Raw genomic sequence first — 22,960 nt, 5'->3', positions numbered from 1 at the left:
CTGGGGGCGTCCAGCCGGTTCCAGATCCTCCCGCCCTGTGAGTTTTGAGCCGTGAACGGCGACGACGCGAGGGACGGGAAGGGGACCGAGGGGACGCCGACGGACAGCGAACTCTCCGCGAGGCTCAGACGTCTCGAGACGCAGATCGAACGGAAGCGGCCGAAGGCTGCTGCCGATCCTTCCACGCGCCCTCGGAACGGTGGGCCCTCCCCGCTGGGCCAGGCCATGACGCTCTCCACGGAGTTCGTCGCGGGTGTGATCGCGGGGGGCATACTCGGCTGGATCGTCGATCATGTCTTCGGGACGAAGCCCTGGGGATTGATCGTCCTCCTGATGCTGGGGTTCGTGGCGGGGGTCTACAACGTGATGCGGGTGTCGGGTTTCGCCGGCGCGCGTCCCGGACGACGCGACCGGCAGGAGCCATAAGGCGCGCCGGTCAGTGGAAATTCGAGGCGGCCGACGCGGTCGGTGCGCCGGACAAGAAGGGCGGAAGCGGGAATGGCGGTCACGATCGACCCGATCGAGCAGTTCGAGCTGAAGCCGCTCGTCTCGCTCGGCCATATCGGCCATCAGGAACTCGCGTTCACGCAGTCCGCCCTCTACATGTTCGCCGCGGTCGGGGTGATCGCGCTGATCACCATCGTGGCGACCGCGTCGCGCTCGGTGGTGCCGGGCCGCATGCAGTCGCTGGCCGAGGTCTTCTACGAATTCATCGCCGACACGCTGCACCAGGCGACCGGTGAGGGCGGCAAGCGGTTCATGCCGCTCGTGTTCTCGCTGTTCATGTTCGTGCTGATCCTGAACCTGTTCGGGATGATCCCCTACGCCTTCGCGGTGACCAGCCACCTGATCGTCACCTTCGGGCTGGCGGCGCTGGTGATTTCCACCGTGGTGATCTTCGGCGTGATGAAGCACGGCACCCACTTCTTCGGCCTGTTCGTGCCGTCGGGCGTGCCGAAGCCGCTGCTCGCGATCCTGGTGCCGATCGAGGTCATCTCGTTCATCTCGCGCCCGATCAGCCTGTCGGTCCGTCTGTTCGCCAACATGCTGGCCGGCCACATCGCGATGAAGATCTTCGCGTTCTTTGTGGTCCAGCTTCTTCTCGCGGGCGCCTGGAGCGTGCTATCGCCGCTCCCGCTGTTCCTGACGATCGCGCTGACCGCTCTCGAGTTCCTCGTTGCGGCGCTTCAGGCCTACGTCTTCGCGACGCTGACGGCGATCTACCTCAACGATGCCCTTCACCCCGGCCACTAATCCCGGCCGGCTCCACCCGCCGCAAACGTCACCGCACGTTTCGTTCTGAAGAGACCTCAGGAGTTACCATGGATCCCGTCGCTGCGAAGTACATCGGCGCCGGCCTCGCCTGCCTCGGCATGGCGGGTGCGGGCATCGGCCTCGGCAACCTGTTCGGTCAGTTCCTCGCCGGCGCCCTTCGCAACCCGTCCGCGGCCGACGGCCAGCGCGCCACCCTGCTCCTGGGCTTCGCCCTCACCGAGGCGCTCGGCATCTTCTCGCTGCTGATCGCGCTGCTGCTGCTCTTCGCCGTCTGATCGGCGTGCCGGAGCCCGCGGTCGCCGCGGTCTCCACCGGGCAGCTGCCCGACAAACGGGTGGGCGCTCCCTGGATGGGGCGTCCGCCTTCTTCCGTCACCGCCCCGCGGTGACCCTGCGAACGGTGTCAGTGTAGCGGTCTCATGGCGCAGCCCAATTCCCTTACCACGCCGCCTCCGGGCGCCGACACGCAGATCGTGCCGGGCCATACCGAGCACACGGAGGCGCATACCGGCGCCTTCCCGCCCTTCGAGAGCTCCGGCTTCCTGGCGCAGTTGATCTGGCTCGCGCTGGCCTTCGGGCTCCTCTATTACCTGATGGACAAGATCGCGCTGCCGCGGATCCAGTCGATCCTGCACGCCCGCGCCGAGCGCCTGCGTTCGGACCTGGATCAGGCACAGGCGATGAAGGCCGAGGCGGATGCCGCCGGCGTCGCGTTCGAGGCCGCCCTCCGGGACGCCCAGGGCAAGGCCCGCGACATCGCGCAGACGACCCGGAACGAACTGGCCGCCGAAGCCGAGACCAAGCGCAAGGCGCTGGAGGAGGAGCTGAACGCCAAGCTCTCCGCCTCCGAGGCGACGATCCGCGCCCGGACCGAGGCCGCCATGGGCAACGTCCGCTCCATTGCGGGTGAGGCTGCCTCGGCGATCGTCGAGCGCCTGACGGGCCAGGCGCCCGACCGGGCCAGCCTCGACCGCGCTCTCGACGCCACCGCACACTAGACGGGAACCCACGATGCTGCTCGAAGCCGAATTCTGGGTCGCCGTCGCGTTCGTCATCTTCATGGGCATCGCCTGGAAGGTCGGCGGCTTCTCGGCGATGACCAAGGGCCTGGACGGCCGCGCCAACCGCGTCCGCCACGAACTCGACGAGGCCAGGCGCCTCCGTGAGGAGGCGGCCGCCGTCCTCGCCGATTACAAGCGCCGCCGCGCCGAGGCCGAGAAGGAGGCCGAGTCGATCGTCGCCAGCGCCCGCGAGGAGGCCAAGCGCGCCGCCGAGGAGGGGCATCGCAAGCTCGACGACTTCCTGGCCCGCCGCACCAAGGCCGCCGAGACCAAGATCACCCAGGCCGAGGCCCAGGCCGAGGCCCAGGTCCGCGCCGCCGCGGCGGAAGCCGCCGTGAAGGTGTCGGAGGCGATCCTGCGCGAGCGGATGCAGGGTGAGGCCGCCCAGAGCCTGATCCGCGCGAGCCTTGGCGAGGTCCGGACCCGCATGCGGTCCTGAAGCGTCGGAAGGCACAGCCTTTCGAGAAGCCGCCCTCGGGCGGCTTCTTTCGTTTCAGGAGGTGCCGTCGCGAACATCGGCCCCTCCGTCCGTGTTCTCCGAGGACTTCAATCCGGAGACGGCATGGCGGACGGGGCGCGGATCGTGATCGTCGGTGGCGGCGTCGCCGGCATCGAGGTGGCCACCAGCCTCGGTCGCGGCGGCCGGGCCGACGTGATCCTGGCTGACCGCAGCCTGTCTCACGTCTGGAAGCCGATGCTGCACACCTTCGCGGCCGGCACCGCCAGGGCCGACCGGCAGAAGATCGACTTCTTCGCACAGGCGCGCCGCAACGGCTTTCGCTTCCAGCCCGGCGCCCTGGTGGGGATCGACCGCCAAGCGAAGCGCGTGCACCTCGCCGTCGAAGCAGCGGAAGGGCAGCCCGAGGTGGATCTCGCCTACGACCTGCTCGTGCTCGCCATCGGCAGTCGGGCCAACGATTTCGGCACGTCGGGCGTCGCCGAGCATTGCCTCACCATCGACGACCTGACCGAGGCCGAGCATTTCCATCGGCAATTGCGGTGTCATCTCCTGGCGCGCCTCGACCGCGGCGGCATGTTGGAGATCGCCATCGTGGGCGGCGGCGCCACCGGCGTCGAGCTGGCTGCCGAGTTGAAGCACGCGATCAACCTGCTCTCGGCCTATGGCTCGCCGGACCTGCCGCAGCGGCTGCGCCTCATCCTCATCGAGAGCGGGCCGCGCCTGCTGCCGGCCTTTCCGGAGCGGGTCTCCCGCGCCGCGGCCCGCACCCTGTCCGACCTCGCCGTCGAGGTCCGCACCGGCGCAATGGTGACCGGAGCCGATGCGGCCGGCTTCATCCTGAAGGACGGCAGCCGCATCCAGGCCAGCCTGAAAGTCTGGGCCGCCGGCGTGAAGGCGCCGGACGTGCTCGCCGGCCTCGACGGCCTGGAGCGCTCCCGAACCGGCCAGCTCGTGATCGGCCCCGACCTGCGCACGACCCGGGATCCCGCGATCATCGCGCTCGGCGATTGCGCCAGCCAGGCCGATCGCGACACCGGCAGGTCCGTGCCCGCCACGGCCCAGGCGGCCCGGCAGCAGGCCCAGCACCTCGCCCGTCATCTCGGCCGCGCCCTGGCGCGCGGCGACACGGTCGAGACCGCGCTTCCGCCGTTCCGCTACGTCGAGAAGGGCGCCATCGTCTCGCTGGCGGACTTCAACGGCTGGGGCACTCTGGGCCGCTACACGTTCGGGGGCGGCCGCCTTAACGGCCTTTCAGCCCGGCTGACCCACGACCTGCTGTACCGGCAGCACCAGATGGGCCTGTACGGCCCCCTGCGCGGAACCATGACATGGGTCTTGGATGACCTCGACCATCTGATCAGCCCGCCCGTGCGGCTGGACTGACGGGCTCGGCGTCAGTCGGGCCGTTCGCCCTCGACCGCCTTTGTCTCCTCGACCTCCGGCGCAACCTGCCCGTAGTTCAGCACCGCCACCAGGGCGGCGCCCCCGAAGGTGTTGCCGAGCAGTGTCGGCAGGAAGAATTTCAGCGCGTAGTCGTTCATCGTCGCGGCGCCCGTGACCACGAGGTAGAAGGCCTCCACCGAGCCGGCCACGATATGGGCGAGGCTGCAGAGCGAGACCAGCCAGGTCATCAGGAGGATGACGAAGGGGGCCGCGCTGGCGGTGGCCGGCAGGAACCAGACCATCAGGGCGATCATCCAGCCGGCGAAGACCGCCTTCACGAACGTCGACCAGAACCCGTGCGCGATGGCGTCGTGGCTGATCTCCGCGAAGGCCTTGAGCACCGGCGGCTCGAAGGCTCCGGAATGGGCCATCACCGCGGCGATCGCCAGCGTTCCCAGGATGTTGCCGCACAGGACGATGAGCCAGAGCCGCACCACCCGGAACGCGGTCTTCGCCGACCGGTCGTGCAGCAGCGGCAGGACCGGCGTGATGGTGTTCTCGGTGAACAGCTGCTGGCGTCCCAGGACCACGACCAGGAAGCCCACCGCGTAGCCCATCGAGCCCACGATCTTGGCCCAGTCCGCCTCGGGCAGATGGCTTCTCAGGACGCCCGGAACGATCAGCGACAGGGCGATGCTCAAGCCGGCCGCGAAGGCCGAGAGGAACAGCGCGCCGCCATGGCGCCGCAACTCCTCGTCGCCTTCCAGCCGGATCACCTCGTGCAGCACGTAGGCATCCGGCCGGCCGATCTCGGAGACCTCCTTCAGCAGCTCGTCGCGCCGAGCCTCCGGGTCGGCCCGCTTGTCCTTGTCCCGAACCATCCGTTCAGCTCCGCTACGCAACCCGATCCGATCGGATGTCAGACTGTCAGGCCGAGAGCCTCGCCAGCAGCGCCTCGACCGCGCTCCGCGCCTCCGCGAGCGCCTGCGCATCCCGGCTGCGTACGACGATCCGATTTCGGAACCCCTCCGGCGTCATGGCTGGATACGAGCCGATGGAGACCGCTGGCCGCGCCTTCGCGATCTCGCCGAGTCCGCTGGCGTAGCTGCCCTCGGGAAGGCCCGCCGCCTCGATCGTCTCGGAGAGCATCGCAGCGGCACCCTTGAGGGTCGGGGCGATCGAGTCGAGCATGGCCTGCATGATGCTCGGCACGCCGGCCATGACGTGGACGTTGCCGATGCGGAAGCCGGGCGCCTTGGAGACCGGGTTGGCGATCAGGTCCGCCCCGAACGGGATCCGCGCCATGCGCAGGCGCGCCTCGTTCAGGTCCTCGGGCTTGTGCCGCTCCAGCAGCATCGCCCGCGCACGCTCGTCGACGTCGATGCCGACTCCGAAGGCCTGGGCCACGCAATCGGCCGTGATGTCGTCGTGCGTGGGGCCGATGCCCCCGGTGGTGAACAGGTAGGTGTAGCGTGCGCGCAGGGCGTTCACCGCCTCGACGATCATGGCGGCCTCGTCCGGCACGATTCGCACCTCGCGCAGGTCGATCCCGGCGGCGGTGAGGAAATCCGCGATGGTGCCGATGTTCTTGTCCTTGGTGCGACCCGAGAGGATCTCATCGCCGATCACGAGGATGGCGGCGGTGACGGAGTCGGAAGGCTGGTCCATGGGTCTCTGGCGTCGGGCGGGCGTCGCAGGCAGATAGCGCAGCCGCAGCCCACGACTACGTGAACCCCGAGGAACCGATGCAGTTCGCCGCGCCGCTCGTGCCGGGACGGCTCGTGCAACGCTACAAGCGTTTCCTGGCTGATATCGACACCGGTGACGGCTGCGTCACGGCGCACTGCCCCAACCCCGGTGCGATGCTCGGGTTGAATAAGCCCGGCGCGCGCGTGCTGCTCTCCTGTTCGACCAACCCGGCGCGCAAGCTGCCGTTGACCTGGGAGCTGGTCGAGGCCGATCTGCCCGGCGGCCCGCAATGGGTCGGCATCAACACCCAGCGCCCGAACGCCCTGGTCGCCGAGGCTTTCCGGTCCGGCGCGATCGCGGCGCTCGCCGGCCACGACGTGCTGAAGCCGGAGGTCCGTTACGCGCAGGCGAGCCGGGTCGACTTCCTGGCGAGCGGCGCTGCATCCGGCCCCTGTCACGTCGAAGTCAAGAACTGCCACATGATGCGCCGGGCCGGCCTCGCGGAGTTCCCGGATTGCAAGGCCGCCCGCAGCGCCCGGCACATGCGCGCCCTCGCCCAGGTCGTGGCCGAGGGCGGCCGCGCGCTGGTGGTCATCGTCGTGCAGATGCAGGCCGGGGCCTTCGACGTGGCGCGGGATATCGACCCGGCCTTCGACCGCGCCTTCCGCGCGGCCCGCGCCGCGGGCGTGGAGGTGCGCGCCTACCGCTGTGCGGTGGGACCCGAGTGCGTCGCCATCGCGGACGAGATCCCGGTGGTCACGCCGCCCTGATGGCGGGGCGCTCGAACATCAGGTTCAGCCGGGAGCGCGAGATCTCGCGATAGCCGTAGCTCTCCAGGTGCTTCGGCAGGTCGAGCTGCCACTGCCCGGTGCCGTTCTCGATCAGCAGGATGCGCGGCAGCAGCGCTTCCGGCGCCTCGCGCAGGAACGGCTCGAGGATCAGGTCCTCCGCGCCCTCTACGTCGAGCTTTATGGCGTCGACGCGGGTCAGGCCCTCGCTGCGCAGGAGGTCGAGGAGCGTCACCGCCGGCACGGTGATCCGCGCGCCCTCGTTGGTGCCCACGATCCGCAGGCTCGATTCGCCGCGGTTGCGGGGATCGATGAACAGGGTCAGCTCGCCCGCCTTGTCGGCCACCGCGCAGGCGACCGCCTTCACCGTGTGAAACGGGTTCTGGGCGATGTTGTAGGTCAGTCGGTCGAACACGTCGGGCTGCGGCTCGACGGCGACGATCCGCGCCGCCGGACCCGAGAAGGCCGCCACGCACAGGGCGTAGGCGCCGATATTGGCGCCGATATCGAGGAACACGCAGTCCTTCGGCAGGCGTTCCCGCAGCAGGGCGCGCTCCTCGGGGTCGAAGAACTGCGGGGTGAAGAGCACCTTCTTCTCGCAGTTGTTGTTGTAGGGATGCAGCCGCATCCGGGCGCCGTAGCGGGTCACGTCGAGGGGCTTGCCCCCGAGCCGCGAGATCGCGATCCGGCGCAGGAGCAGCGCGAGGCGCCGCCCGTACCAGGATTCGGCCGGGATCCGGTTCGTGCGGCGGGTGATCGCCGCCACGAGGCCGGCCGGTTCGTAGGTGCCGTAGGGCTGCGTGTCCGTCATGACCGGGGCGGTTTGCCAGCCGGCGCCCTGCCCCGCAAGCGGATCGATGCGCGTTGCCCCGGCAAGCCCGCGTGGTCTAAGCGGAAGCCGAGCTGACAGAGCACGGGTTGCGCGGCATGGACTCCTTCAATTCCGATGGTGTGCGGATCGCCTATATCGACGTCCCGCCGGCGGAGGGGGCCGGCAAACCGATCCTGCTCATCCACGGTTTCGCGTCCAACCACGCGGTCAACTGGGTCAATACCCAGTGGGTGAAGGCGCTCACCCAGGCCGGCTACCGGGCGATCGCCCTGGACAATCGCGGCCATGGCGAGAGCGAGAAGCTCTACGACCCGGCCGCCTACAGTTCCGAGGCGATGGCGGGCGACGCAGTACGGCTCCTCGACCATCTCGGCATCGAGCGCGCCCACATCATGGGCTATTCCATGGGCGGCCGGATCACCGCCCATATCGCCCTGGACCATGCGGACCGGGTCCGTTCGGCGCTGATCGGCGGCCTCGGGATGCACCTCGTCGAGGGCCGGGGCCTGCCCTCCGGCATCGCCGAGGCCCTGGAGGCGCCCGCCGGGACCCCCGCCCCGAACCCGACCGCTGCGGCCTTCCGCACCTTCGCCGAGCAGACCCGGAGCGACCTGCGGGCGCTCGCCGCCTGCATGCGCGGCTCGCGTCAGACCCTGAGCCGGGCGGAACTCGGGCAGATCGAGGTGCCGGTGCTGGTCTCGGTCGGAACCCTCGACACGGTGGCGGGCTCCGGCCCGGCGCTGGCGGCCCTGATCCCGGACGCGCGGGCGCTGGAGATCGAGGGCAAGGACCATTCGACCGCCGTCGGCGCCAAGCCGCACCGGGACGGGGTGCTGGCCTTCCTGACCGCCCAGCCCTGAGGCCTCAGCTCTTCAGCCGGTAGCCCGTCCGGAAGATGTAGGTGACGAGGCCGAGGCAGACGCACAGGAACAGCGCGGTCATGCCCAGGCTGATCGCGATGCTCACGTCGGCGCTGCCGAAAAACGCCCAGCGGAAGCCGCTGATCAGGTACACGACCGGGTTGAGCAGGCTCACCGCGTGCCAGAACGGCGGCAGCATGCCGATGGCGTAGAAGCTGCCGCCGAGGAAGGTCAGCGGCGTCACCACGAGGAGCGGCACGAGCTGCAGCTTCTCGAACCCGTCGGCCCAGAGGCCGATCACGAAGCCGAACAGGCTGAACGTCACCGCGGTGAGCAGCAGGAAGCCGATCATCCAGAGCGGGTGATCGATCCGCAGCGGCACGAACAGCGCCGATGTCGCCAGGATGATCAGGCCGATCAGGATCGACTTGGAGGCCGCCGCGCCGACGAAGCCCAGCACCACCTCGAGCGGCGAGATCGGTGCCGAGAGGATCTCGTAGATCGTCCCGGCGAAGCGCGGGAAGTAGATGCCGAACGAGGCGTTCGAGATGCTCTGGGTGAGCAGCGACAGCATGATCAGGCCTGGCACGATGAACAGCCCGTAGGGCACGCCGTCAACCGCCGAGACCCGCGAGCCGATCGCCGCGCCGAACACCACAAAGTACAGGGTCGTCGAGATCACCGGGGCCAGGATGCTCTGACCGGCGGTGCGCCAGAAGCGGCCCATCTCGAACCGGTAGATCGCCCGGACCGCCGGCCAGTTCATGGTGAAGGCCGCATTCATGCCCGTGCTCCTTCCTCACGCACGAGGCCGACGAAGATATCTTCCAGCGAGCTCTGCTCGGTATGGAGGTCGTTGAAGCGGACGCCCGCCGCCGCGAGCCCGGTGAGCAGCCCGGTGATGCCGGTGCGCTCGGCCCGCGTATCGTACGTGTAGACCAGTTCGCTTCCGCCCCCGGCGAGCGCCAGTTCGTAGTCGGCAAGCTCCGACGGCACGGACGCGATCGGCTGCTGGAGATGCAGGGTGAGCTGCTTGCGCCCGAGCTTGCGCATCAGGGCGGCCTTCTCCTCCACGAGGATGATCTCGCCCCGGCGGATCACGCCGATGCGGTCGGCCATCTCCTCGGCCTCCTCGATGTAGTGGGTGGTGAGGATCACGGTGACGCCCTGCTGGCGCAGGTCGCGCACGAGGCGCCACATGTCCTGGCGCAGTTCCACATCGACACCCGCAGTGGGCTCATCGAGGAACAGCACCCGGGGTTCGTGCGACAGGGCCTTGGCGATCAGGACCCGGCGCTTCATGCCGCCCGAGAGTGTCATCAGGCGGCTGTCGCGCTTGTCCCACAGGGACAGCGCCCGCAGGATCCGCTCGATATGAGCCGGATCGGGCCGTAGCCCGAAAAGACCGCGGGAGAAGCTCACGGTGTTCAGCACCGTCTCGAAGGCGTCCGTGGTCAGTTCCTGCGGCACGAGGCCGATGGCCCGGCGGGCGGCGCGGTAATCGGCAGCGATGTCGTGGCCGTCGACCAGCACCGTACCGGCACTCGGCGTGACGATGCCGCAGACGATGTTGATGAGCGTCGACTTGCCGGCGCCGTTCGGGCCGAGCAGCGCGAAGATCTCACCGCGCTCGATGGCGAGGTCGATGTCGCGCAGGGCTGTGAAGCCGGATTTGTAGGTCTTCGACAGCTTCGAGATGGAGATGATCGGCATCAGGGCCTGAAACGTGCTGAGGCATTCACGGCGCCGGCCGCTGTCGTCCCGGCCGGACATGCAGTCGGCCGACGCAGCGCTCCGCCTCTGGAAGGGGGCTCCTATAGCACGGCGTTCCGGCGGCTCTCACCGATCCCATGTGTGCGGGCGCACCGCGATGCAGAGTCCATGCTCAAGCGTTGCCGTAGCGTTCCACCATCGCCAGGCATTCTTTGCGGACATTGGGATCGTCGATGCGCGAGAAGGCCGCCAGCAGGGCTGCACATTCCGATGCTGTCGGGCCGCAGACCTGTGCGGCCGAGCGTCCCCGACGGAAGGTGGAGACAGGGACAGCCAACGCCTCCGCGATCTGGCCGAGCAGCCGTTCCCGCTCCTCTACGCGGGAACCGGCGTCGGTGACATCGAGTCCTCCCGCGTCCGTCATGATGCCTTCAACCCTCAGCCAGACGCGCGAACACGCATCCTCGCAGGACTGCGCCGCGCGAAGGCGGTGCACCGCGCGACCATTCACAAATTCTCGCTTGGTGCAACCTATCGTTATGTTTCTACCATGCGCGGATGATCCGAGAGAGGAATCCTTCAATAGCGGGCGCCGGTCAGCAACGTCTCGCCGGAGCCAGACCGAAGTCGGAGCGGGCCGAATGTCGCATCTATTCGCTGAAACAGACATCCGACTGCTAGGAGCGCAAATAAAAAGACGAAAGTCTAAGCTGATCGCCGAAGCGTGATCAGCGCAACAAGGCCGATCAGTGTCGCGGCCCCAAGAAGTCGGCGCCACGGATTCACGCCGCGGAGGAGTTCGTCGGCTGCCCACCACACCAGGGCAAGATCTGCTCCGACCGACAGCCGAGATGCGAGGGCGGCGCTCCCCTGTGCCCACCACGTGCCCAGCGTGAGGCCGCCAAACAACCAGAGCGGCAGGTTCGGCCATTGACCGATGGTGATGGCGCCGGTCTTCCGGTCGCGGAACAACCAATCGATCGCCCGCCCGACGGTGCCGGAGCGTCGCTGGATCATTGCCTGCACCTTCCCCGCCGATCGCGCCGGTGCTGCGCCGCACCGCCAGAGCGCACGCGCATTCCTTGACGAACTAATGCGCGCGCCGCCGATCTTTACCGATCGCTAACCTTACTGAATGGAAACCGCGTGCAAATCCCTAACGGAAGCTGAAAGGACTCGCAGAAATTTTGTTAATCTGTCGGTAATGCGGCGTCACATCAGCAACGTAGCTGCCGAACACCGAGGATCGACCATGAGCGCACGTCTCGAAGACCTGAAGTTCATGCTGACGCTCAGCGCTGTCGTGCTCTGCGGCAGCGGCCTCGACATCATCCTGCGCTGACGGGCGCACACATGGCGGGCCGCAGATCTTGGCCGCTGCGCACGATGGCGCGTCGGAGGGCAGAGCGGGCAGCCGAGTCCGGAGTCGAACCTGCACTTCGGCTGCACCTCTCGAACGGAACCGCCATCAAGCGCGCACTAGATGCGGTCGGCCGGCGAAGTCCGGCCGGTTCCAAGGTCGATAGCGAGGTCTGGCCCGAGCGGAGAAAGCCCCGTAACTCTGCGGCCTTCGCCAACTTCTCGGCCCGCATCCTGAAGACGGCAATCACAAGGCCGATCAGCCCGGCCGCCTCCAAGAAAGCCGCGACCACATAGCCCGAAGCCATCCGATTCCACCATCCATATGCGGGAAGGCCCTACGAGTAAGGCCTTCCCTGCTCTGGGCGGTCGTGGTTAGCGGGGTCTTAACGGCTACGTACTGCGCCGCAATTTCGGTGCGTGCCGAGGAGCGACATCTACGAGGTTTCCGGATGATCCATCACCTGAGGGCGGGCTACCACATGTCGAGGGCGACGCGGGCCTCGTCCGACATGCGGCTCTGGTCCCACGGCGGATCGAACACCATCGTCACCGAGCAGGACTGGACGCCCGGCACGGCGCTCACCGCGTTCTCGACCCATCCGGGCATTTCGCCCGCTACCGGGCAGCCGGGAGCCGTGAGCGTCATGTCGATGGCGACATTCCGGTCGTCACCGATATCGACCTTGTAGATCAGGCCGAGCTCGTAGATGTCGGCCGGAATCTCGGGATCGTAGACGGTCTTCAGCGCCGCAACGATGTCGTCGGTCAGGCGGTCCAGCTCCGCCTGCGGGATCGCGGAGGCGCCGGCGACTGCGGGGGCGTTCATGCCGCCGGTGATGGTGGCGTCGGTGGTCATCGCTTCACTCTCCCCGGGCCCGCGCTGACGGGACCAGCCTCAACTCAGAAGATCAGGTGAACAGCATTTCTGCTCTGCCGAGCGCCTCGGCAAGGGCATCGATTTCGGCCGTCGTGTTGTAGAGGCCGAAGGAGGCGCGGCAGGTGGAAGTAACGCCGAACCGATTGAGCAGTGGCATGGCGCAATGCGTGCCGGCCCGCACCGCCACCCCCTGCCGGTCGATCACGGTGGCGATGTCGTGGGCATGCGCGCCCTTCATCTCGAAGGCGATCACGCCCCCTTTACCGGGCGCGGTGCCGATGAGGCGCAGGGAATTCATCGCCCCGAGCCGCTCCTGCGCGTAGGCCGTCAGCTTCGCCTCGTGGGCCGCGATGGCGTCGCGCCCGAGATTCATCATGTATTCGAGCGCAGCCCCGAGGCCCACGGCCTCGATGATCGCCGGGGTGCCGGCCTCGAACTTGTGCGGCGGATCGTTGTAGGTGATCGCGTCCTCGGTCACCGTCCGGATCATCTCACCCCCGCCCTGATAGGGCGGCAGGCGTTCCAGCCATTCCTTCTTGCCGTAGAGCACGCCGATGCCGGTCGGTCCGTAGACCTTGTGGCCGGTGAAGACGAAAAAGTCGCAGTCGAGGGCGCGCACGTCGACGGGCCGGTGCACCGCGCTCTGCGCCCCGTCGAGCAGGACCGGCACGCCGTGGGCATGGGCGATGCGCACGATCTCCTCGGCGGGGGTCACCGTGCCCAGCACGTTCGACATGTGGGTGATCGCCACCATCTTGGTGCGGGGCGAGAACAGCTTCTCGTATTCCTCGACCAGGAAGTTGCCCTGGTCGTCCACCGGTGCCCACTTGATCACGGCGCCGCGGCGCTCGCGCAGGAAGTGCCAGGGAACGATGTTGGAGTGGTGCTCCATGATCGAGAGGATGATCTCGTCCCCCTCCCCGATCAGGCCGCCCCAGCCCATCGCCGAGGCCACAAGGTTGTAGGCCTCGGTGGCGTTGCGGGTGAAGATGATCTCGTCCGTGGAGGCCGCGTTGAGGAACTGGCGGGTCGTCTCCCGGGCGCCCTCGAAGCCTTCGGTGGCGGCGTTCGCCATGAAGTGCAGGCCGCGGTGGACGTTGGCATAGCCGGTCTCCATGCAGGCGACCATCGCGTCGATCACCTGACGCGGCTTCTGCGCCGAGGCGGCGTTGTCGAGATAGACCAGCGGCTTGCCGTAGACCTGCTGCGCCAGGATCGGGAAATCCTTGCGGATTGCCTCGACGTCGTAGCCGGGGGTGAGGACGGGTGCGTTCATGGTCGCGATCTTCCGAAGACTTCGCCGATCCCGAAAAACCACCTCATCCTGAGGCGCCGGAGCGAAGCGGAGACCTCGGAGGAGAGGCCTCCAGCTGGCATTGCGATCCCTGGAGCCCCTCTGCGAGGCGGCTTTCGCCGCACCTCAGGAGGAGGTTCAGGTCAAGACGACCGGCCGGTTCCGGGGCGAGACCGGCCGGGATATCAGCCTCGCGCCTTCAGCCAGGCCTCGATCTCGCCGATCAGCGCCGCACGGGCGCCCTCGTGCGTGACCGCTTCCACGGCCTCGCCCACGAAGGCCTGGACCAGCAGGCTCTCGGCGACGGGGCGCGGCAGACCGCGGGCCATGAGGTAGAACAGCAGGTCCTCGTCCGGCGCGCCGCAGGTGGCACCATGACCGCAGGCCACGTCGTCGGCGAAGATCTCCAGCTCCGGCTTGTTCATCATCTGCCCCTCGTCGGTGAGAAGCAGGCAGTCGGACTTCATCTTGCCGTCGGTCTTCTGAGCGACCTGCCGGACGATGATCTTGCCCTGGAACACGCCGGTGGCGTCGCCGTCGATCACCGTCTTGAACTGCTCGCGGCCGACGCCGCCCACGGCGGCATGGTCGGCGAGCAGCGTCGAGTCGGCGAGCTGGCCTTTCCGCAGCATGGCCGCGCCGTTGACGATGACGTTGGTGTCCTCGCCCGCGATGTGGACGTAGATCTGGTGGCGCGACAGGACGGCACCGGTCACGAGGTTTACGGTCTCGACCTGACCCTCGGCCTCGACCCTCAGCGACAGGGTCGAGAGCGCGATGGTGGCATGCCCCTCCTTGTTCAGGCGGGTGTGCCGGAAGGCCGCCTTAGGGCCCACCACCACGTCGAGGGCGTCGTTCGGCTGGCAGGTCAGTCCGTCCGGGCCCTCGTGGCTCTCCAGCAGGCTGAACTCCGCGCCCTCAGCGATCTGAACCAGCACGCGGGTGGCCGTCGAGAACGGCTTGTCGCCGGTGCCGATGAACCGCAAATGCAGCGGCCGCTCGGGCTTCACGCCGGCGGCGACCGCAATCACCGCGCCGTCCGCCAGGAAGGCAGTGTTGAGCTGGTAGACCGGATTCTCTCGGGCCTGGGTCACAGGCGCGAGCTGCGTCAGGGCGGCATCGCCCTTGGACAGCGCCTCGGTCATCGGCACGACCGTGACACCCGCGGGCAGCCGGTCGAGGTCGGACAGCTCGCGGACGAGATGGCCGTTGACGAAGGTCAGGCGCGCGGCCTCGACCCCGGCAAAGCCCTCCGCCTGAGCGACGGCCGCCTTGGCGGTGTCGAGGCTCGGCGCCTCGGCCGGGGGCGCCGCCTCGGTGATGGCGGCGCGCAGGTCGGTGTACTTGAAGGCCTCGACCCGGCGGCTCGGCAGGCCGGTCGCCTCGAAGAAGCGGAAGGCCTCCTCGCGGGCGATCGCCTTCTCACTGGCGAAGCTCTGGCGGGCCGCCTCGAACAGCTTCGACAGGCTGGCCTCGGCGGGGGAGCGGAGGTTGGTGACGTCTGCCATGGCTTAAGCCGCCTCGCTGGCGCGGTACTCGGCGTAGCCGGAGGCCTCGAGCTCGAGGGCGAGCTCCTTGCCGCCGGTCTTCACGATCCGGCCCTTCGACATGACGTGCACGACGTCGGGCACGATGTGGTTCAGCAGGCGCTGGTAATGGGTGATCACGAGGAAGGACCGGCCCTTGTCGCGGAGCGCATTCACGCCCTCGGAGACGATGCGCAGCGCGTCGATGTCCAAGCCGGAATCGGTCTCGTCGAGGACGCAGAACTTCGGCTCCAGCAGCGCCATCTGGAGGATCTCCATGCGCTTCTTCTCGCCGCCGGAGAAGCCGACGTTGAGGGCGCGCTTGAGCATGTCCCTGTTGATCTCGAGCCGGTCCGCGGCGCTGTTGACCGCGCGGATGAAGTCGGGGGTCGAGATCTCGCCCTCGCCGCGGGCCTTGCGCTGTGCGTTCAGGCAGGCCTTGAGGAAGGTCATGGTGCCGACGCCCGGGATCTCCAGCGGGTACTGGAAGGCCAGGAACACGCCGGCCGCGGCGCGCTCGTCGGGCTCCATCTCCAGCAGGTTGTGGCCGTCGAGCAGGATCTCGCCGTCGAGGACCTCGTAATCTTCCTTGCCGGCGATGACGTAGGAGAGCGTCGACTTGCCCGAACCGTTCGGGCCCATGATGGCGGCGACCTCGCCGTCCTTCACGGTGAGGTCGAGGCCGTTGAGGATGCGGTTGTCCTCGATCTGCACGACGAGGTTCTTGATTTCCAGCATAGGTCGGTAGTCCTGTTGGGTTCCGAAGCCCCTCCCCTTCTGCGGGAGAGGGTGGCCCTCGCGTCAGCGAGGGTCGGGAGAGGGGGCGCGGCCGCCGGAGAGGGCGCGGGAGGCGCCATGTCCCGACGCGTCGCGCTGCCCCTCTCCCGCCTGCTGCGCAAGCGCCCTCCCCCCGCAGAGGGGGGAGGGAAAAGTCGTCGCGTCGGTCAGGCGGTCAGCCCACCGAGCCCTCGAGGCTGATCGAGATCAGCTTCTGGGCCTCGACGGCAAACTCCATGGGCAGTTGCTGCAGCACGTCCCGGACGAAGCCGTTGACGATCAGCGCGGTCGCCTCCTCCTCGGAGAGGCCACGCTGCTGGCAGTAGAACATCTGCTCCTCGGAGATCTTCGAGGTGGTCGCCTCGTGCTCGAACACCGCCGAGGCGTTCTTCGACTCGATGTAGGGCACCGTGTGCGCGCCGCACTGATCGCCGATCAGGAGCGAGTCGCAGTTCGTGAAGTTGCGCGCGCCCTTGGCCTTCCTGTGGGCCGAGACAAGGCCTCGGTAGGTGTTCTGCGAGCGGCCCGCCGAGATGCCCTTCGAGATGATCCGGCTCGTGGTGTTCTTGCCGAGGTGGATCATCTTGGTGCCGGAATCGACCTGCTGCATGCCGTTCGACACCGCGATCGAGTAGAACTCGCCGCGGGATTCGTCGCCGCGCAGGATGCAGGACGGGTACTTCCAGGTGATCGCCGAGCCGGTCTCGACCTGGGTCCAGGAGATCTTCGAGCGGGCGCCGCGGCAATCGCCACGCTTCGTGACGAAGTTGTAGATGCCGCCCTTGCCCTCATTGTCGCCCGGGTACCAGTTCTGGACGGTTGAGTACTTGATCTCGGCATCCTCAAGGGCGACGAGCTCGACCACGGCGGCGTGGAGCTGGTTGTCGTCGCGCTTCGGAGCGGTGCAGCCCTCGAGGTACGAGACGTAGGAGCCCTTGTCGGCGATGATCAGCGTACGTTCGAACTGGCCGGTGTCGCGCTCGTTGATGCGGAAATAGGTCGACAGTTCCATCGGGCAGCGCACGCCCGGCGGGATGTAGACGAACGACCCGTCCGAGAACACGGCCGAGTTCAGCGTCGCGAAGAAGTTGTCGGTCACCGGTACGACCGAGCCGAGGTACTTCTGCACCAGCTCGGGATGCTCGCGCACGGCCTCGGAAATCGGCATGAAGATCACGCCCGCCTTCTCCAGCTCCTTCTTGAAGGTGGTGGCCACCGAGACGGAGTCGAACACGGCGTCGACCGCGACGCGGCGCTCCGGCGCGATGCCTTCCAGCACCTCGACCTCGCGCAGCGGGATGCCGAGCTTCTCGTAGGTCTTCAGGATCTCGGGATCGATCTCGTCGAGAGATTCCGGGCCTTTCCGCTTCGGGGCGGCGTAGTAGTAGATGTCGTTGTAGTCGACCTTGTCGTAGGTGACGCGCGCCCACTCCGGCTCCTTCATGGTCAGCCAGCGCCGATAGGCGTCGAGGCGCCACTCCAGCAGCCACGCGGGCTCATTCTTCTTGGCCGAGATGAAGCGGATCACGTCCTCGGAGATGCCCTTCTCGGACTTCTCCATCTCGATGGTGGTCTCGAACCCGTACTTGTACTGATCGAGGTCGATCGAGCGGACCCGGTCAATGGTTTCCTGCACAGCAGGCATCAGCGTCTCCTAGGCATCTCCGGCGTCAAGGACCGGGAAGCGTCTGTCGGAAAGCGGGGGTTGCGGCGCTCAGGCCGCATGACCTCGCCGTTTATATAGGGGCTCTAAAGCCCGTTCGAAGGCGTCGAGGAAGCATGCCACCTCCTCGTCCACCGTGTTCCAGCCGAGGCTGACGCGCAGCGCCCCCCCGGCGAGGTCCGGACCGACACCCATCGCGGCGAGCGTCGCCGAGCGCGCGACCTTGCCCGAGGAGCAGGCCGAGCCCGACGACACCGCCACGCCGGCGAGGTCGAGGGCGATCAGGGCCGAGGGCGCGTCGAGGCCCGGGACCGAGAAGCTGAGGGTGTTGGGCAGGCGCGGGGCCCCGGCGGCGAACACCACCGCGTCGGGTGCAAGGGCCTGCACGCCGGCCGCAATCTGGTCGCGGAGCGCAGACAGGCGGGGCGACTCCTGGTCGAGCGATTCGCGGGCGATCCGCGCCGCCTCGCCCATCCCGACGATGGCGGGCAGGCACTCGGTGCCGCAGCGCTGCCGGCGCTCTTGGCCGCCGCCGCGCAGGAAGGCGCTCTCCAGGGTGACGCCGTCCGCCAGCACCAGGGCTCCGACCCCCTTGGGGGCTGCGAACTTGTGGCCCGACAGGGTGAGCGCATCCAGGCCGAGGCCGGCCATGTCGAGGGGGAGCTTGCCGGCCGCCTGCACCGCGTCGCTGTGGACCAGCGTCCGGCCGTGTGCCCGCGCCAGGGCTACGACCTCGGCCAGCGGCTGCACCGCGCCGGTCTCGTTGTTGGCGGCGTGGACCGAGAGGAGCAGGGTCTCGTCCGTCAGGGCAGCGAGACGCGCCTCCAGCGCGGCGAGGTCGATCACGCCCGCGGCTGTGACCGGCAACTCCTCCACGGTCCCTTCCGGGAACCGATGGCCGGCGGCGACGCAGGGATGCTCCGTAGCGGAATGGAGAAGGCGCGTGGGGGCCGGCAGGTTGCGACCGCGCAGGGCACCCGAGAGGACTGCGTTCGCCGCCTCGGTCCCACCACTGGTAAAGATCACCTGCTCGGGCCGGGCATTCACGAGGGCGGCGACCTGGGCGCGGGCGGCTTCCAGGGCTGCCCGGGCGGCACGCCCTTCCGCGTGGATCGAAGACGGGTTGCCGGGGAGCATAAGCGCGCGCGCCACAGCATCCGCCACGGCCGGGCGGACTGGAGCGGTGGCGTTGTAATCGAGATAGGCGCGTGCCCGGCTCATCGACGGTCCGTGGTTCCCCTGCTGCAGCGCGTCACAATTCCTTGCCCGCACACGGGCCCGCCGTGCTATGGCGCCCCGAGACAATGAGGTCCGCCAACCGACAGGACCGGTGCGGGTAGCCCGCGCGCTGTATCGAGCTTCCTTTTTAGAACAGTTCTAATCGCCTAGAACTGTTCTAAGAGTGCTTTTATGGTGCGTGCACGATGAGTCAAGGCTGCCTCGTCCTCGTTCGGATTCCGTGGCGGGCAACCTCGAAAGCGAGAGACGAACGATGCCCGAAGTGATTTTCACCGGCCCGGCCGGCCGCCTGGAAGGCCGTTACCAAGCACCCAAGAAGCGCGGCGCGCCGATCGCCATCATCCTGCACCCGCATCCCCAGTTCGGGGGTACGATGAACAATCAAATTGTGTACAACCTTTTTTACACCTTCGCCAATCGCGGCTTCGCAGCCCTGCGTTTCAATTTCCGTGGGGTCGGCCGCAGCCAGGGTTCGTTCGATCACGGCTCGGGTGAGCTCTCCGACGCCGCGGCCGCTCTCGATTGGGTGCAATCGGTCAATCCGGAGGCGAAGGCCTGCTGGATCGCCGGTGTGTCCTTCGGCTCTTGGATCGGCATGCAGCTGCTGATGCGCCGCCCGGAGATCGAGGGCTTCATCTCCATCGCCGCCATGGCCAACCGCTACGACTTCACCTTCCTGGCCCCCTGTCCCTCCTCGGGCCTGTTCGTACACGGCTCGGAAGACCGGGTGGCGCCCGCCCGCGAGGTCATGCCGGTGATCGAGAAGGTGAAGACCCAGAAGGGCGTCATCATCGAGCACCAGATGGTCGAAGGAGCGAATCACTTCTTCGACGGAAAGGTCGAGGAACTGACCCAGACAGTGGAGACCTATCTCGACAAGCGGCTCGGCAAGCGCGAGGAGGCGGCCTAACGCAGCAGGACCGCGCGCCTTGACGCGGGGAGCCCCAGGGGAATACGGCGCGGGCTTCGGAATTGAGACTCACCTCCGCAGGTCTGATGTCAGAAAGCCCGTCCGACCATCCCGTGGTGCTGCTGGTGGAAGATGACGGCCTCCTGCTGATGGAGGCATCCGACACCTTGGCGGATGCCGGCTTCACGGTGGTGGAGGCGAGCCACGCCGACAAGGCACTGAAGGTCCTGGAGAACCGCGACGATGTCGGCGTCCTGATGACGGATGTCGACATGCCGCAGGGCTCGATGGACGGCTTTGCCCTGGCGCGCCTCGTGGCGCATCGCTGGCCGTCGATCCCCGTACTGGTGGTCTCCGGCATGGGCACGCCCGGCCCGAACGACATGCCGGAGGGCGCGCGCTTCATCCCGAAGCCCTACGAGCCGACGACCCTGGTTCGGACCCTCCATGCCTTCATCCGCCGCGCGGCCTGACGAACCGACCCGCTCGGGCTGACCCGGGGGCCGGGCGCCGCACACCCGACCGAGAGCCATGACGGACCAGAACCGACCGTACCGTTTCGCGACGCGGGCCATCCATGCCGGCGCGGCGCCGGACCCTGCCACAGGCGCGCGGGTCCAGCCGATCTACTTCACCAACGGCTTCGTCTTCGACTCCACCGAGCAGGCCGCCGACATCTTCGCAGGCCGCCGGACCGGCTTCTCCTATTCCCGCGGCTCGAACCCGACGGTCGCGGCGCTGGAGAAGCGCATCGCCGACCTCGAAGGCGCCAAGGCCGCGGTGGCGGTCTCCTCTGGGCAGTCGGCCATGCTGCTCGTGCTGATGACGCTGATGAAGAGCGGGGACGCCTATGTCGCCTCCCCGCGCCTGTTCGGCGGCTCGCTCGGCCTGATGCGGCGCCTCGACGGGCGCTACGATCTGAAGCCCCGCTTCGCCGCCAGCATGGACCCGGAGGATTTCGAGGCGGCGATCACGCCCGATTGCCGGGCGATCATCTGCGAATCGATCGTGAATCCCTGCGCCTCGGTGATGGATCTCGCCGGCATCGCCGCAGTGGCGCGCCGCCACGGATTGCCGCTGGTGGTGGACAACACGCTCGCCTCGCCGGCCCTCATCCGTCCGATCGAGCACGGCGCCGACATCGTCGTGCACTCGACCTCGAAGTTCCTGGGCGGCTCCGGCCAGACGATCGGCGGCATGATCTGCGATGCCGGGACCTTCGATTGGGCAAGAGCCGGCGGCTACAACCTCATCACCGAGCCTTGGCCGGACTACGACGGACTTGTGCTGACCAAGGCTTTCCCGGAGACCCCGTTCGCGGCGGCGTGCCGCTTCTTCGGCCTGCGCGACCTCGGCCCCGGCCTGTCACCGATGAACGCGTTCCTGACGCTCATGGGCATCGAGACCCTGCCGCTGCGCATGGAGCGGCACTGCGCCAACGCCCGGGCGGTGGCAGCCTTCCTCAAGGATCACCCGGCGGTGGAATGGGTGAGCTATCCCGGGCTTCCGGACCAGCCCGGAGAGGACCTCGCCCGGCGCTACACGCCGAACGGTCCGGGCTCGATCTTCACCTTCGCGCTGAAGGGCGGCGAGCCGGCGGCTCTGAAGTTCATCGCCGGTTTGGAGCTGATCTCCCACCTCGTGAACATCGGCGAGATCAAGTCGCTGGCGATCCACCCGTCTTCGACCACGCACCGACAGCTGCCGGAGCACGAGAAGGCCGCCGCGCGGGTGGGTCCGGAGACCGTCCGGCTGTCGATCGGGCTGGAGAACGAGGCTGACCTGATCGCCGATCTCAAGCAGGCGCTGGATAGGCTGGGCTAACGGCCGGATCGTCATCGAGACTGCGCGGCTCGTCGCCACGGGCCGATTGCGCGTCGACGGTCGGTGGGCAGGCGGTGAGGGACTTTCGATCCTCCCATGCGCGCCCTCATCCTGAGGTGCCGGAGCACAGCGAAGGCCTCGAAGGAGTCCTCCGGAAAAGCGCCGCGACCCCTGGAAACCTCCTTCGAGTCTGCTGCGGAGCACCGCAGGATGAGGGCGCGTCGTGCCGTGCCTTCAACGGCCCGAGCCAATGCGTCTCAGCGCCGCCGCTCCAGGATCGACACGTAGTTGGCCACCGCCGCGCCGCCCATGTTGAAGATCCCGGCGAGCTCCGCGCCCGGCACCTGCATCTCGCCGGCCTCGCCCATGAGTTGCAGGCAGGCCATCACGTGCATCGACACGCCGGTGGCGCCGACCGGATGGCCCTTCGCCTTCAGGCCGCCGGACGGGTTGACCGGAAGCCGGCCACCCTTCTCGGTCAGGCCCTCGCGCACCACGCGATATCCCTCGCCCGGGGCGGCGAGCCCCATCGCCTCGTATTCGATCAGTTCGGCGATGGTGAAGCAGTCATGGGTCTCGACGAAGGAGAGGTCCTCGTTGCCGATCCCCGCCTGACCCCGCGCCTTCTCCCAGGCGAGCCGCGCGCCCTTGAACTCGGTCGGGTCGCGGCGAGACAGGGGCAGGATGTCGTTGACATGGGCCCGGGCGCGGAAGCCGATGGCCCGCTCCAGTCCCTCGGCGGTCTCGGCGTCCGCCACCACCAGCGCCGCCGCTCCGTCCGAGATCAGCGAGCAGTCGGTGCGCCGCAGGGGCGCCGCCACGTAGGGGTTCTTGTCCGACACCCGGTTGCAGAACTCGAAGCCGAGATCCTTGCGCAGCTGCGCGTAGGGGTTGCCGACGCCGTTGCGGTGGTTCTTGGCGGCGATCCGGGCCAGCTCCTCGCTGCGGTCGCCGTAGCGCTGGAAGTAGCCCGCCGCGATCCGCGCGAAAACGCCGGCGAAGCCGCCCTCGATGTCAGCCTCCTCCTTCCGGTAGGAGGCGCCGAGCAGGATGTCCCCGGTCTCGGCGACGGTCTTGGCCGTCATCTTCTCGGCGCCGATCACCAGGGCCACGCGGCCCCGGCCGCTGTCGACGAAGTCGAGGGCCGCGTAGAGCGCCGCTGAGCCCGTGGCGCAGGCATTCTCCAGGTGTGTCGCCGGGACGTGGGCGAGGCCGGGCCGGTTCACCGCGACGAGCGAACCTTCAAACCCCTGCTTCGAGAAGCCGGTGTTCATCGAGCCCACGTAGATGCCGTCGACCTGAGCCTCCTCGACGCCGGCATGGGCCAGCGCCTCGCCGGAGACTCGGGCGATCAGGCCTTCGACATCCGGCTCCTCGAGCTTGCCAAACGGGGTGTGGGCCCAGCCCACGATGCAGGCGCGCGTCATC

General features: G+C 68.1%; 25 protein-coding genes. 11 read left to right on the top strand and 14 right to left on the bottom strand.

What is annotated here, in order from left to right:
• The first annotated feature begins 51 nt into the window (after positions 1-51).
• The 6 genes from ACYCO6_RS10605 (at position 52) to ACYCO6_RS10580 (ending at position 4,178) form a co-directional block, all read left to right on the top strand.
• Positions 52-426: an AtpZ/AtpI family protein gene (locus ACYCO6_RS10605; RefSeq protein WP_459771729.1), complete on the top strand. Its 375-nt coding sequence runs from the start codon at positions 52-54 to the stop codon at positions 424-426.
• Positions 427-498: 72 nt separating this feature from the next.
• Positions 499-1,254: a F0F1 ATP synthase subunit A gene (locus ACYCO6_RS10600; protein ID WP_459771728.1), complete on the top strand. Its 756-nt coding sequence runs from the start codon at positions 499-501 to the stop codon at positions 1,252-1,254.
• Between the two features lie 68 nt (positions 1,255-1,322).
• Entirely contained in the window at positions 1,323-1,550 is a 228-nt protein-coding gene (locus ACYCO6_RS10595; RefSeq protein WP_007566773.1) for a F0F1 ATP synthase subunit C, read from the top strand.
• 143 nt (positions 1,551-1,693) lie between these two features.
• Positions 1,694-2,272 (top strand): F0F1 ATP synthase subunit B family protein, encoded by a 579-nt coding sequence (locus ACYCO6_RS10590; protein WP_459771727.1) that lies wholly within the window; start codon positions 1,694-1,696, stop codon positions 2,270-2,272.
• A gap of 16 nt (positions 2,273-2,288) precedes the next feature.
• Positions 2,289-2,774, top strand: a complete 486-nt coding sequence (locus ACYCO6_RS10585; protein ID WP_459773520.1) for a F0F1 ATP synthase subunit B family protein — start codon at positions 2,289-2,291, stop codon at positions 2,772-2,774.
• 123 nt (positions 2,775-2,897) lie between these two features.
• A complete protein-coding gene (locus ACYCO6_RS10580) occupies positions 2,898-4,178 on the top strand; it encodes an NAD(P)/FAD-dependent oxidoreductase (protein WP_459771726.1) in 1,281 nt (426 codons plus the stop codon).
• A gap of 11 nt (positions 4,179-4,189) precedes the next feature.
• Here the strand turns inward: ACYCO6_RS10580 and ACYCO6_RS10575 are convergent, their stop codons facing one another.
• Together ACYCO6_RS10575 and ACYCO6_RS10570 are read right to left on the bottom strand one after the other, a co-directional pair.
• Complete coding sequence (locus ACYCO6_RS10575; protein ID WP_459771725.1) at positions 4,190-5,059, bottom strand: formate/nitrite transporter family protein; 870 nt, start codon at positions 5,057-5,059, stop codon at positions 4,190-4,192.
• Positions 5,060-5,105: 46 nt separating this feature from the next.
• A complete protein-coding gene (locus ACYCO6_RS10570) occupies positions 5,106-5,846 on the bottom strand; it encodes a competence/damage-inducible protein A (protein ID WP_459771724.1) in 741 nt (246 codons plus the stop codon).
• A gap of 77 nt (positions 5,847-5,923) precedes the next feature.
• On the opposite strand from ACYCO6_RS10570, the gene sfsA reads away from it, so the two are divergent.
• On the top strand, positions 5,924-6,637 hold the full coding sequence (sfsA, locus tag ACYCO6_RS10565) for a DNA/RNA nuclease SfsA (protein WP_459771723.1): 714 nt from the start codon (positions 5,924-5,926) through the stop codon (positions 6,635-6,637).
• Here sfsA and ACYCO6_RS10560 read toward each other — a convergent pair.
• On the bottom strand, positions 6,624-7,466 hold the full coding sequence (locus ACYCO6_RS10560) for an FkbM family methyltransferase (RefSeq protein ID WP_459771722.1): 843 nt from the start codon (positions 7,464-7,466) through the stop codon (positions 6,624-6,626). The two genes, sfsA and ACYCO6_RS10560, sit on opposite strands and share 14 nt — an antisense overlap.
• A gap of 116 nt (positions 7,467-7,582) precedes the next feature.
• Here ACYCO6_RS10560 and ACYCO6_RS10555 point away from each other — a divergent pair, with 116 nt between their 5' ends.
• The gene (locus ACYCO6_RS10555) at positions 7,583-8,347 is read left to right on the top strand and encodes an alpha/beta fold hydrolase (protein ID WP_459771721.1); all 765 of its coding nucleotides are present in this window, start codon (positions 7,583-7,585) and stop codon (positions 8,345-8,347) included.
• A gap of 4 nt (positions 8,348-8,351) precedes the next feature.
• On the opposite strand, the gene ACYCO6_RS10550 is transcribed toward ACYCO6_RS10555, so the two are convergent.
• The 10 genes from ACYCO6_RS10550 to ACYCO6_RS10505 all read right to left on the bottom strand — a co-directional run bounded on the left by ACYCO6_RS10550 (position 8,352) and on the right by ACYCO6_RS10505 (position 18,780).
• A complete protein-coding gene (locus ACYCO6_RS10550; RefSeq protein ID WP_459773518.1) occupies positions 8,352-9,113 on the bottom strand; it encodes an ABC transporter permease in 762 nt (253 codons plus the stop codon).
• 14 nt (positions 9,114-9,127) lie between these two features.
• A complete protein-coding gene (locus ACYCO6_RS10545; protein ID WP_459773516.1) occupies positions 9,128-10,063 on the bottom strand; it encodes an ABC transporter ATP-binding protein in 936 nt (311 codons plus the stop codon).
• Between the two features lie 169 nt (positions 10,064-10,232).
• Positions 10,233-10,571, bottom strand: coding sequence for a hypothetical protein (locus tag ACYCO6_RS10540; RefSeq protein WP_459771720.1), 339 nt, complete (start codon positions 10,569-10,571; stop codon positions 10,233-10,235).
• A gap of 194 nt (positions 10,572-10,765) precedes the next feature.
• On the bottom strand, positions 10,766-11,077 hold the full coding sequence (locus tag ACYCO6_RS10535; RefSeq protein WP_459773514.1) for a hypothetical protein: 312 nt from the start codon (positions 11,075-11,077) through the stop codon (positions 10,766-10,768).
• An 817-nt stretch (positions 11,078-11,894) separates the two neighbouring features.
• The gene (locus tag ACYCO6_RS10530) at positions 11,895-12,278 is read right to left on the bottom strand and encodes an SUF system Fe-S cluster assembly protein (RefSeq protein ID WP_459771719.1); all 384 of its coding nucleotides are present in this window, start codon (positions 12,276-12,278) and stop codon (positions 11,895-11,897) included.
• 52 nt (positions 12,279-12,330) lie between these two features.
• A complete protein-coding gene (locus ACYCO6_RS10525) occupies positions 12,331-13,575 on the bottom strand; it encodes a cysteine desulfurase (protein WP_459771718.1) in 1,245 nt (414 codons plus the stop codon).
• Between the two features lie 203 nt (positions 13,576-13,778).
• Complete coding sequence (locus ACYCO6_RS10520) at positions 13,779-15,101, bottom strand: SufB/SufD family protein (RefSeq protein ID WP_459771717.1); 1,323 nt, start codon at positions 15,099-15,101, stop codon at positions 13,779-13,781.
• A gap of 3 nt (positions 15,102-15,104) precedes the next feature.
• A complete protein-coding gene (gene sufC / locus ACYCO6_RS10515) occupies positions 15,105-15,857 on the bottom strand; it encodes a Fe-S cluster assembly ATPase SufC (protein ID WP_459771716.1) in 753 nt (250 codons plus the stop codon).
• A gap of 214 nt (positions 15,858-16,071) precedes the next feature.
• Positions 16,072-17,541 carry a Fe-S cluster assembly protein SufB gene (gene sufB, locus ACYCO6_RS10510; RefSeq protein WP_459771715.1) on the bottom strand — a complete coding sequence of 490 codons (1,470 nt, stop codon included), beginning with the start codon at positions 17,539-17,541 and terminating at the stop codon, positions 16,072-16,074.
• A 69-nt stretch (positions 17,542-17,610) separates the two neighbouring features.
• Positions 17,611-18,780, bottom strand: a complete 1,170-nt coding sequence (locus tag ACYCO6_RS10505) for a cysteine desulfurase family protein (protein ID WP_459771714.1) — start codon at positions 18,778-18,780, stop codon at positions 17,611-17,613.
• A gap of 271 nt (positions 18,781-19,051) precedes the next feature.
• On the opposite strand from ACYCO6_RS10505, the gene ACYCO6_RS10500 reads away from it, so the two are divergent.
• From ACYCO6_RS10500 to ACYCO6_RS10490, 3 genes are all read left to right on the top strand, one after another.
• A complete protein-coding gene (locus ACYCO6_RS10500) occupies positions 19,052-19,708 on the top strand; it encodes an alpha/beta hydrolase (RefSeq protein ID WP_459773512.1) in 657 nt (218 codons plus the stop codon).
• A gap of 86 nt (positions 19,709-19,794) precedes the next feature.
• The gene (locus tag ACYCO6_RS10495; RefSeq protein WP_459771713.1) at positions 19,795-20,181 is read left to right on the top strand and encodes a response regulator; all 387 of its coding nucleotides are present in this window, start codon (positions 19,795-19,797) and stop codon (positions 20,179-20,181) included.
• A 58-nt stretch (positions 20,182-20,239) separates the two neighbouring features.
• Positions 20,240-21,532: an O-acetylhomoserine aminocarboxypropyltransferase/cysteine synthase family protein gene (locus ACYCO6_RS10490; RefSeq protein WP_459771712.1), complete on the top strand. Its 1,293-nt coding sequence runs from the start codon at positions 20,240-20,242 to the stop codon at positions 21,530-21,532.
• A gap of 257 nt (positions 21,533-21,789) precedes the next feature.
• Here the strand turns inward: ACYCO6_RS10490 and ACYCO6_RS10485 are convergent, their stop codons facing one another.
• Positions 21,790-22,959 (bottom strand): acetyl-CoA acetyltransferase, encoded by a 1,170-nt coding sequence (locus ACYCO6_RS10485; protein WP_459771711.1) that lies wholly within the window; start codon positions 22,957-22,959, stop codon positions 21,790-21,792.
• Between the last annotated feature and the right edge of the window lies 1 nt (position 22,960).

The organism is Methylobacterium sp. CM6257, assembly GCF_054611515.1.
Note: the sequence above shows the minus strand (reverse complement) of the source record. Positions and strands in the feature narration are given on the sequence as shown.

Excerpts from the sequence above, each read along its gene's own strand:
- ACYCO6_RS10600 (WP_459771728.1), top strand. The coding sequence starts at position 499 with ATGGCGGTCACGATCGACCCGATCGAGCAGTTCGAGCTGAAGCCGCTC.
- ACYCO6_RS10595 (WP_007566773.1), top strand. The coding sequence starts at position 1,323 with ATGGATCCCGTCGCTGCGAAGTACATCGGCGCCGGCCTCGCCTGCCTC.
- ACYCO6_RS10590 (WP_459771727.1), top strand. The coding sequence starts at position 1,694 with ATGGCGCAGCCCAATTCCCTTACCACGCCGCCTCCGGGCGCCGACACG.
- ACYCO6_RS10580 (WP_459771726.1), top strand. The coding sequence starts at position 2,898 with ATGGCGGACGGGGCGCGGATCGTGATCGTCGGTGGCGGCGTCGCCGGC.
- ACYCO6_RS10575 (WP_459771725.1), bottom strand. The coding sequence starts at position 5,059 with ATGGTTCGGGACAAGGACAAGCGGGCCGACCCGGAGGCTCGGCGCGAC.
- ACYCO6_RS10570 (WP_459771724.1), bottom strand. The coding sequence starts at position 5,846 with ATGGACCAGCCTTCCGACTCCGTCACCGCCGCCATCCTCGTGATCGGC.
- sfsA (WP_459771723.1), top strand. The coding sequence starts at position 5,924 with ATGCAGTTCGCCGCGCCGCTCGTGCCGGGACGGCTCGTGCAACGCTAC.
- ACYCO6_RS10560 (WP_459771722.1), bottom strand. The coding sequence starts at position 7,466 with ATGACGGACACGCAGCCCTACGGCACCTACGAACCGGCCGGCCTCGTG.
- ACYCO6_RS10555 (WP_459771721.1), top strand. The coding sequence starts at position 7,583 with ATGGACTCCTTCAATTCCGATGGTGTGCGGATCGCCTATATCGACGTC.
- ACYCO6_RS10550 (WP_459773518.1), bottom strand. The coding sequence starts at position 9,113 with ATGAACTGGCCGGCGGTCCGGGCGATCTACCGGTTCGAGATGGGCCGC.
- ACYCO6_RS10535 (WP_459773514.1), bottom strand. The coding sequence starts at position 11,077 with ATGATCCAGCGACGCTCCGGCACCGTCGGGCGGGCGATCGATTGGTTG.
- ACYCO6_RS10530 (WP_459771719.1), bottom strand. The coding sequence starts at position 12,278 with ATGACCACCGACGCCACCATCACCGGCGGCATGAACGCCCCCGCAGTC.
- ACYCO6_RS10525 (WP_459771718.1), bottom strand. The coding sequence starts at position 13,575 with ATGAACGCACCCGTCCTCACCCCCGGCTACGACGTCGAGGCAATCCGC.
- ACYCO6_RS10520 (WP_459771717.1), bottom strand. The coding sequence starts at position 15,101 with ATGGCAGACGTCACCAACCTCCGCTCCCCCGCCGAGGCCAGCCTGTCG.
- sufC (WP_459771716.1), bottom strand. The coding sequence starts at position 15,857 with ATGCTGGAAATCAAGAACCTCGTCGTGCAGATCGAGGACAACCGCATC.
- sufB (WP_459771715.1), bottom strand. The coding sequence starts at position 17,541 with ATGCCTGCTGTGCAGGAAACCATTGACCGGGTCCGCTCGATCGACCTC.
- ACYCO6_RS10505 (WP_459771714.1), bottom strand. The coding sequence starts at position 18,780 with ATGAGCCGGGCACGCGCCTATCTCGATTACAACGCCACCGCTCCAGTC.
- ACYCO6_RS10500 (WP_459773512.1), top strand. The coding sequence starts at position 19,052 with ATGCCCGAAGTGATTTTCACCGGCCCGGCCGGCCGCCTGGAAGGCCGT.
- ACYCO6_RS10495 (WP_459771713.1), top strand. The coding sequence starts at position 19,795 with ATGTCAGAAAGCCCGTCCGACCATCCCGTGGTGCTGCTGGTGGAAGAT.
- ACYCO6_RS10490 (WP_459771712.1), top strand. The coding sequence starts at position 20,240 with ATGACGGACCAGAACCGACCGTACCGTTTCGCGACGCGGGCCATCCAT.
- ACYCO6_RS10485 (WP_459771711.1), bottom strand. The coding sequence starts at position 22,959 with ATGACGCGCGCCTGCATCGTGGGCTGGGCCCACACCCCGTTTGGCAAG.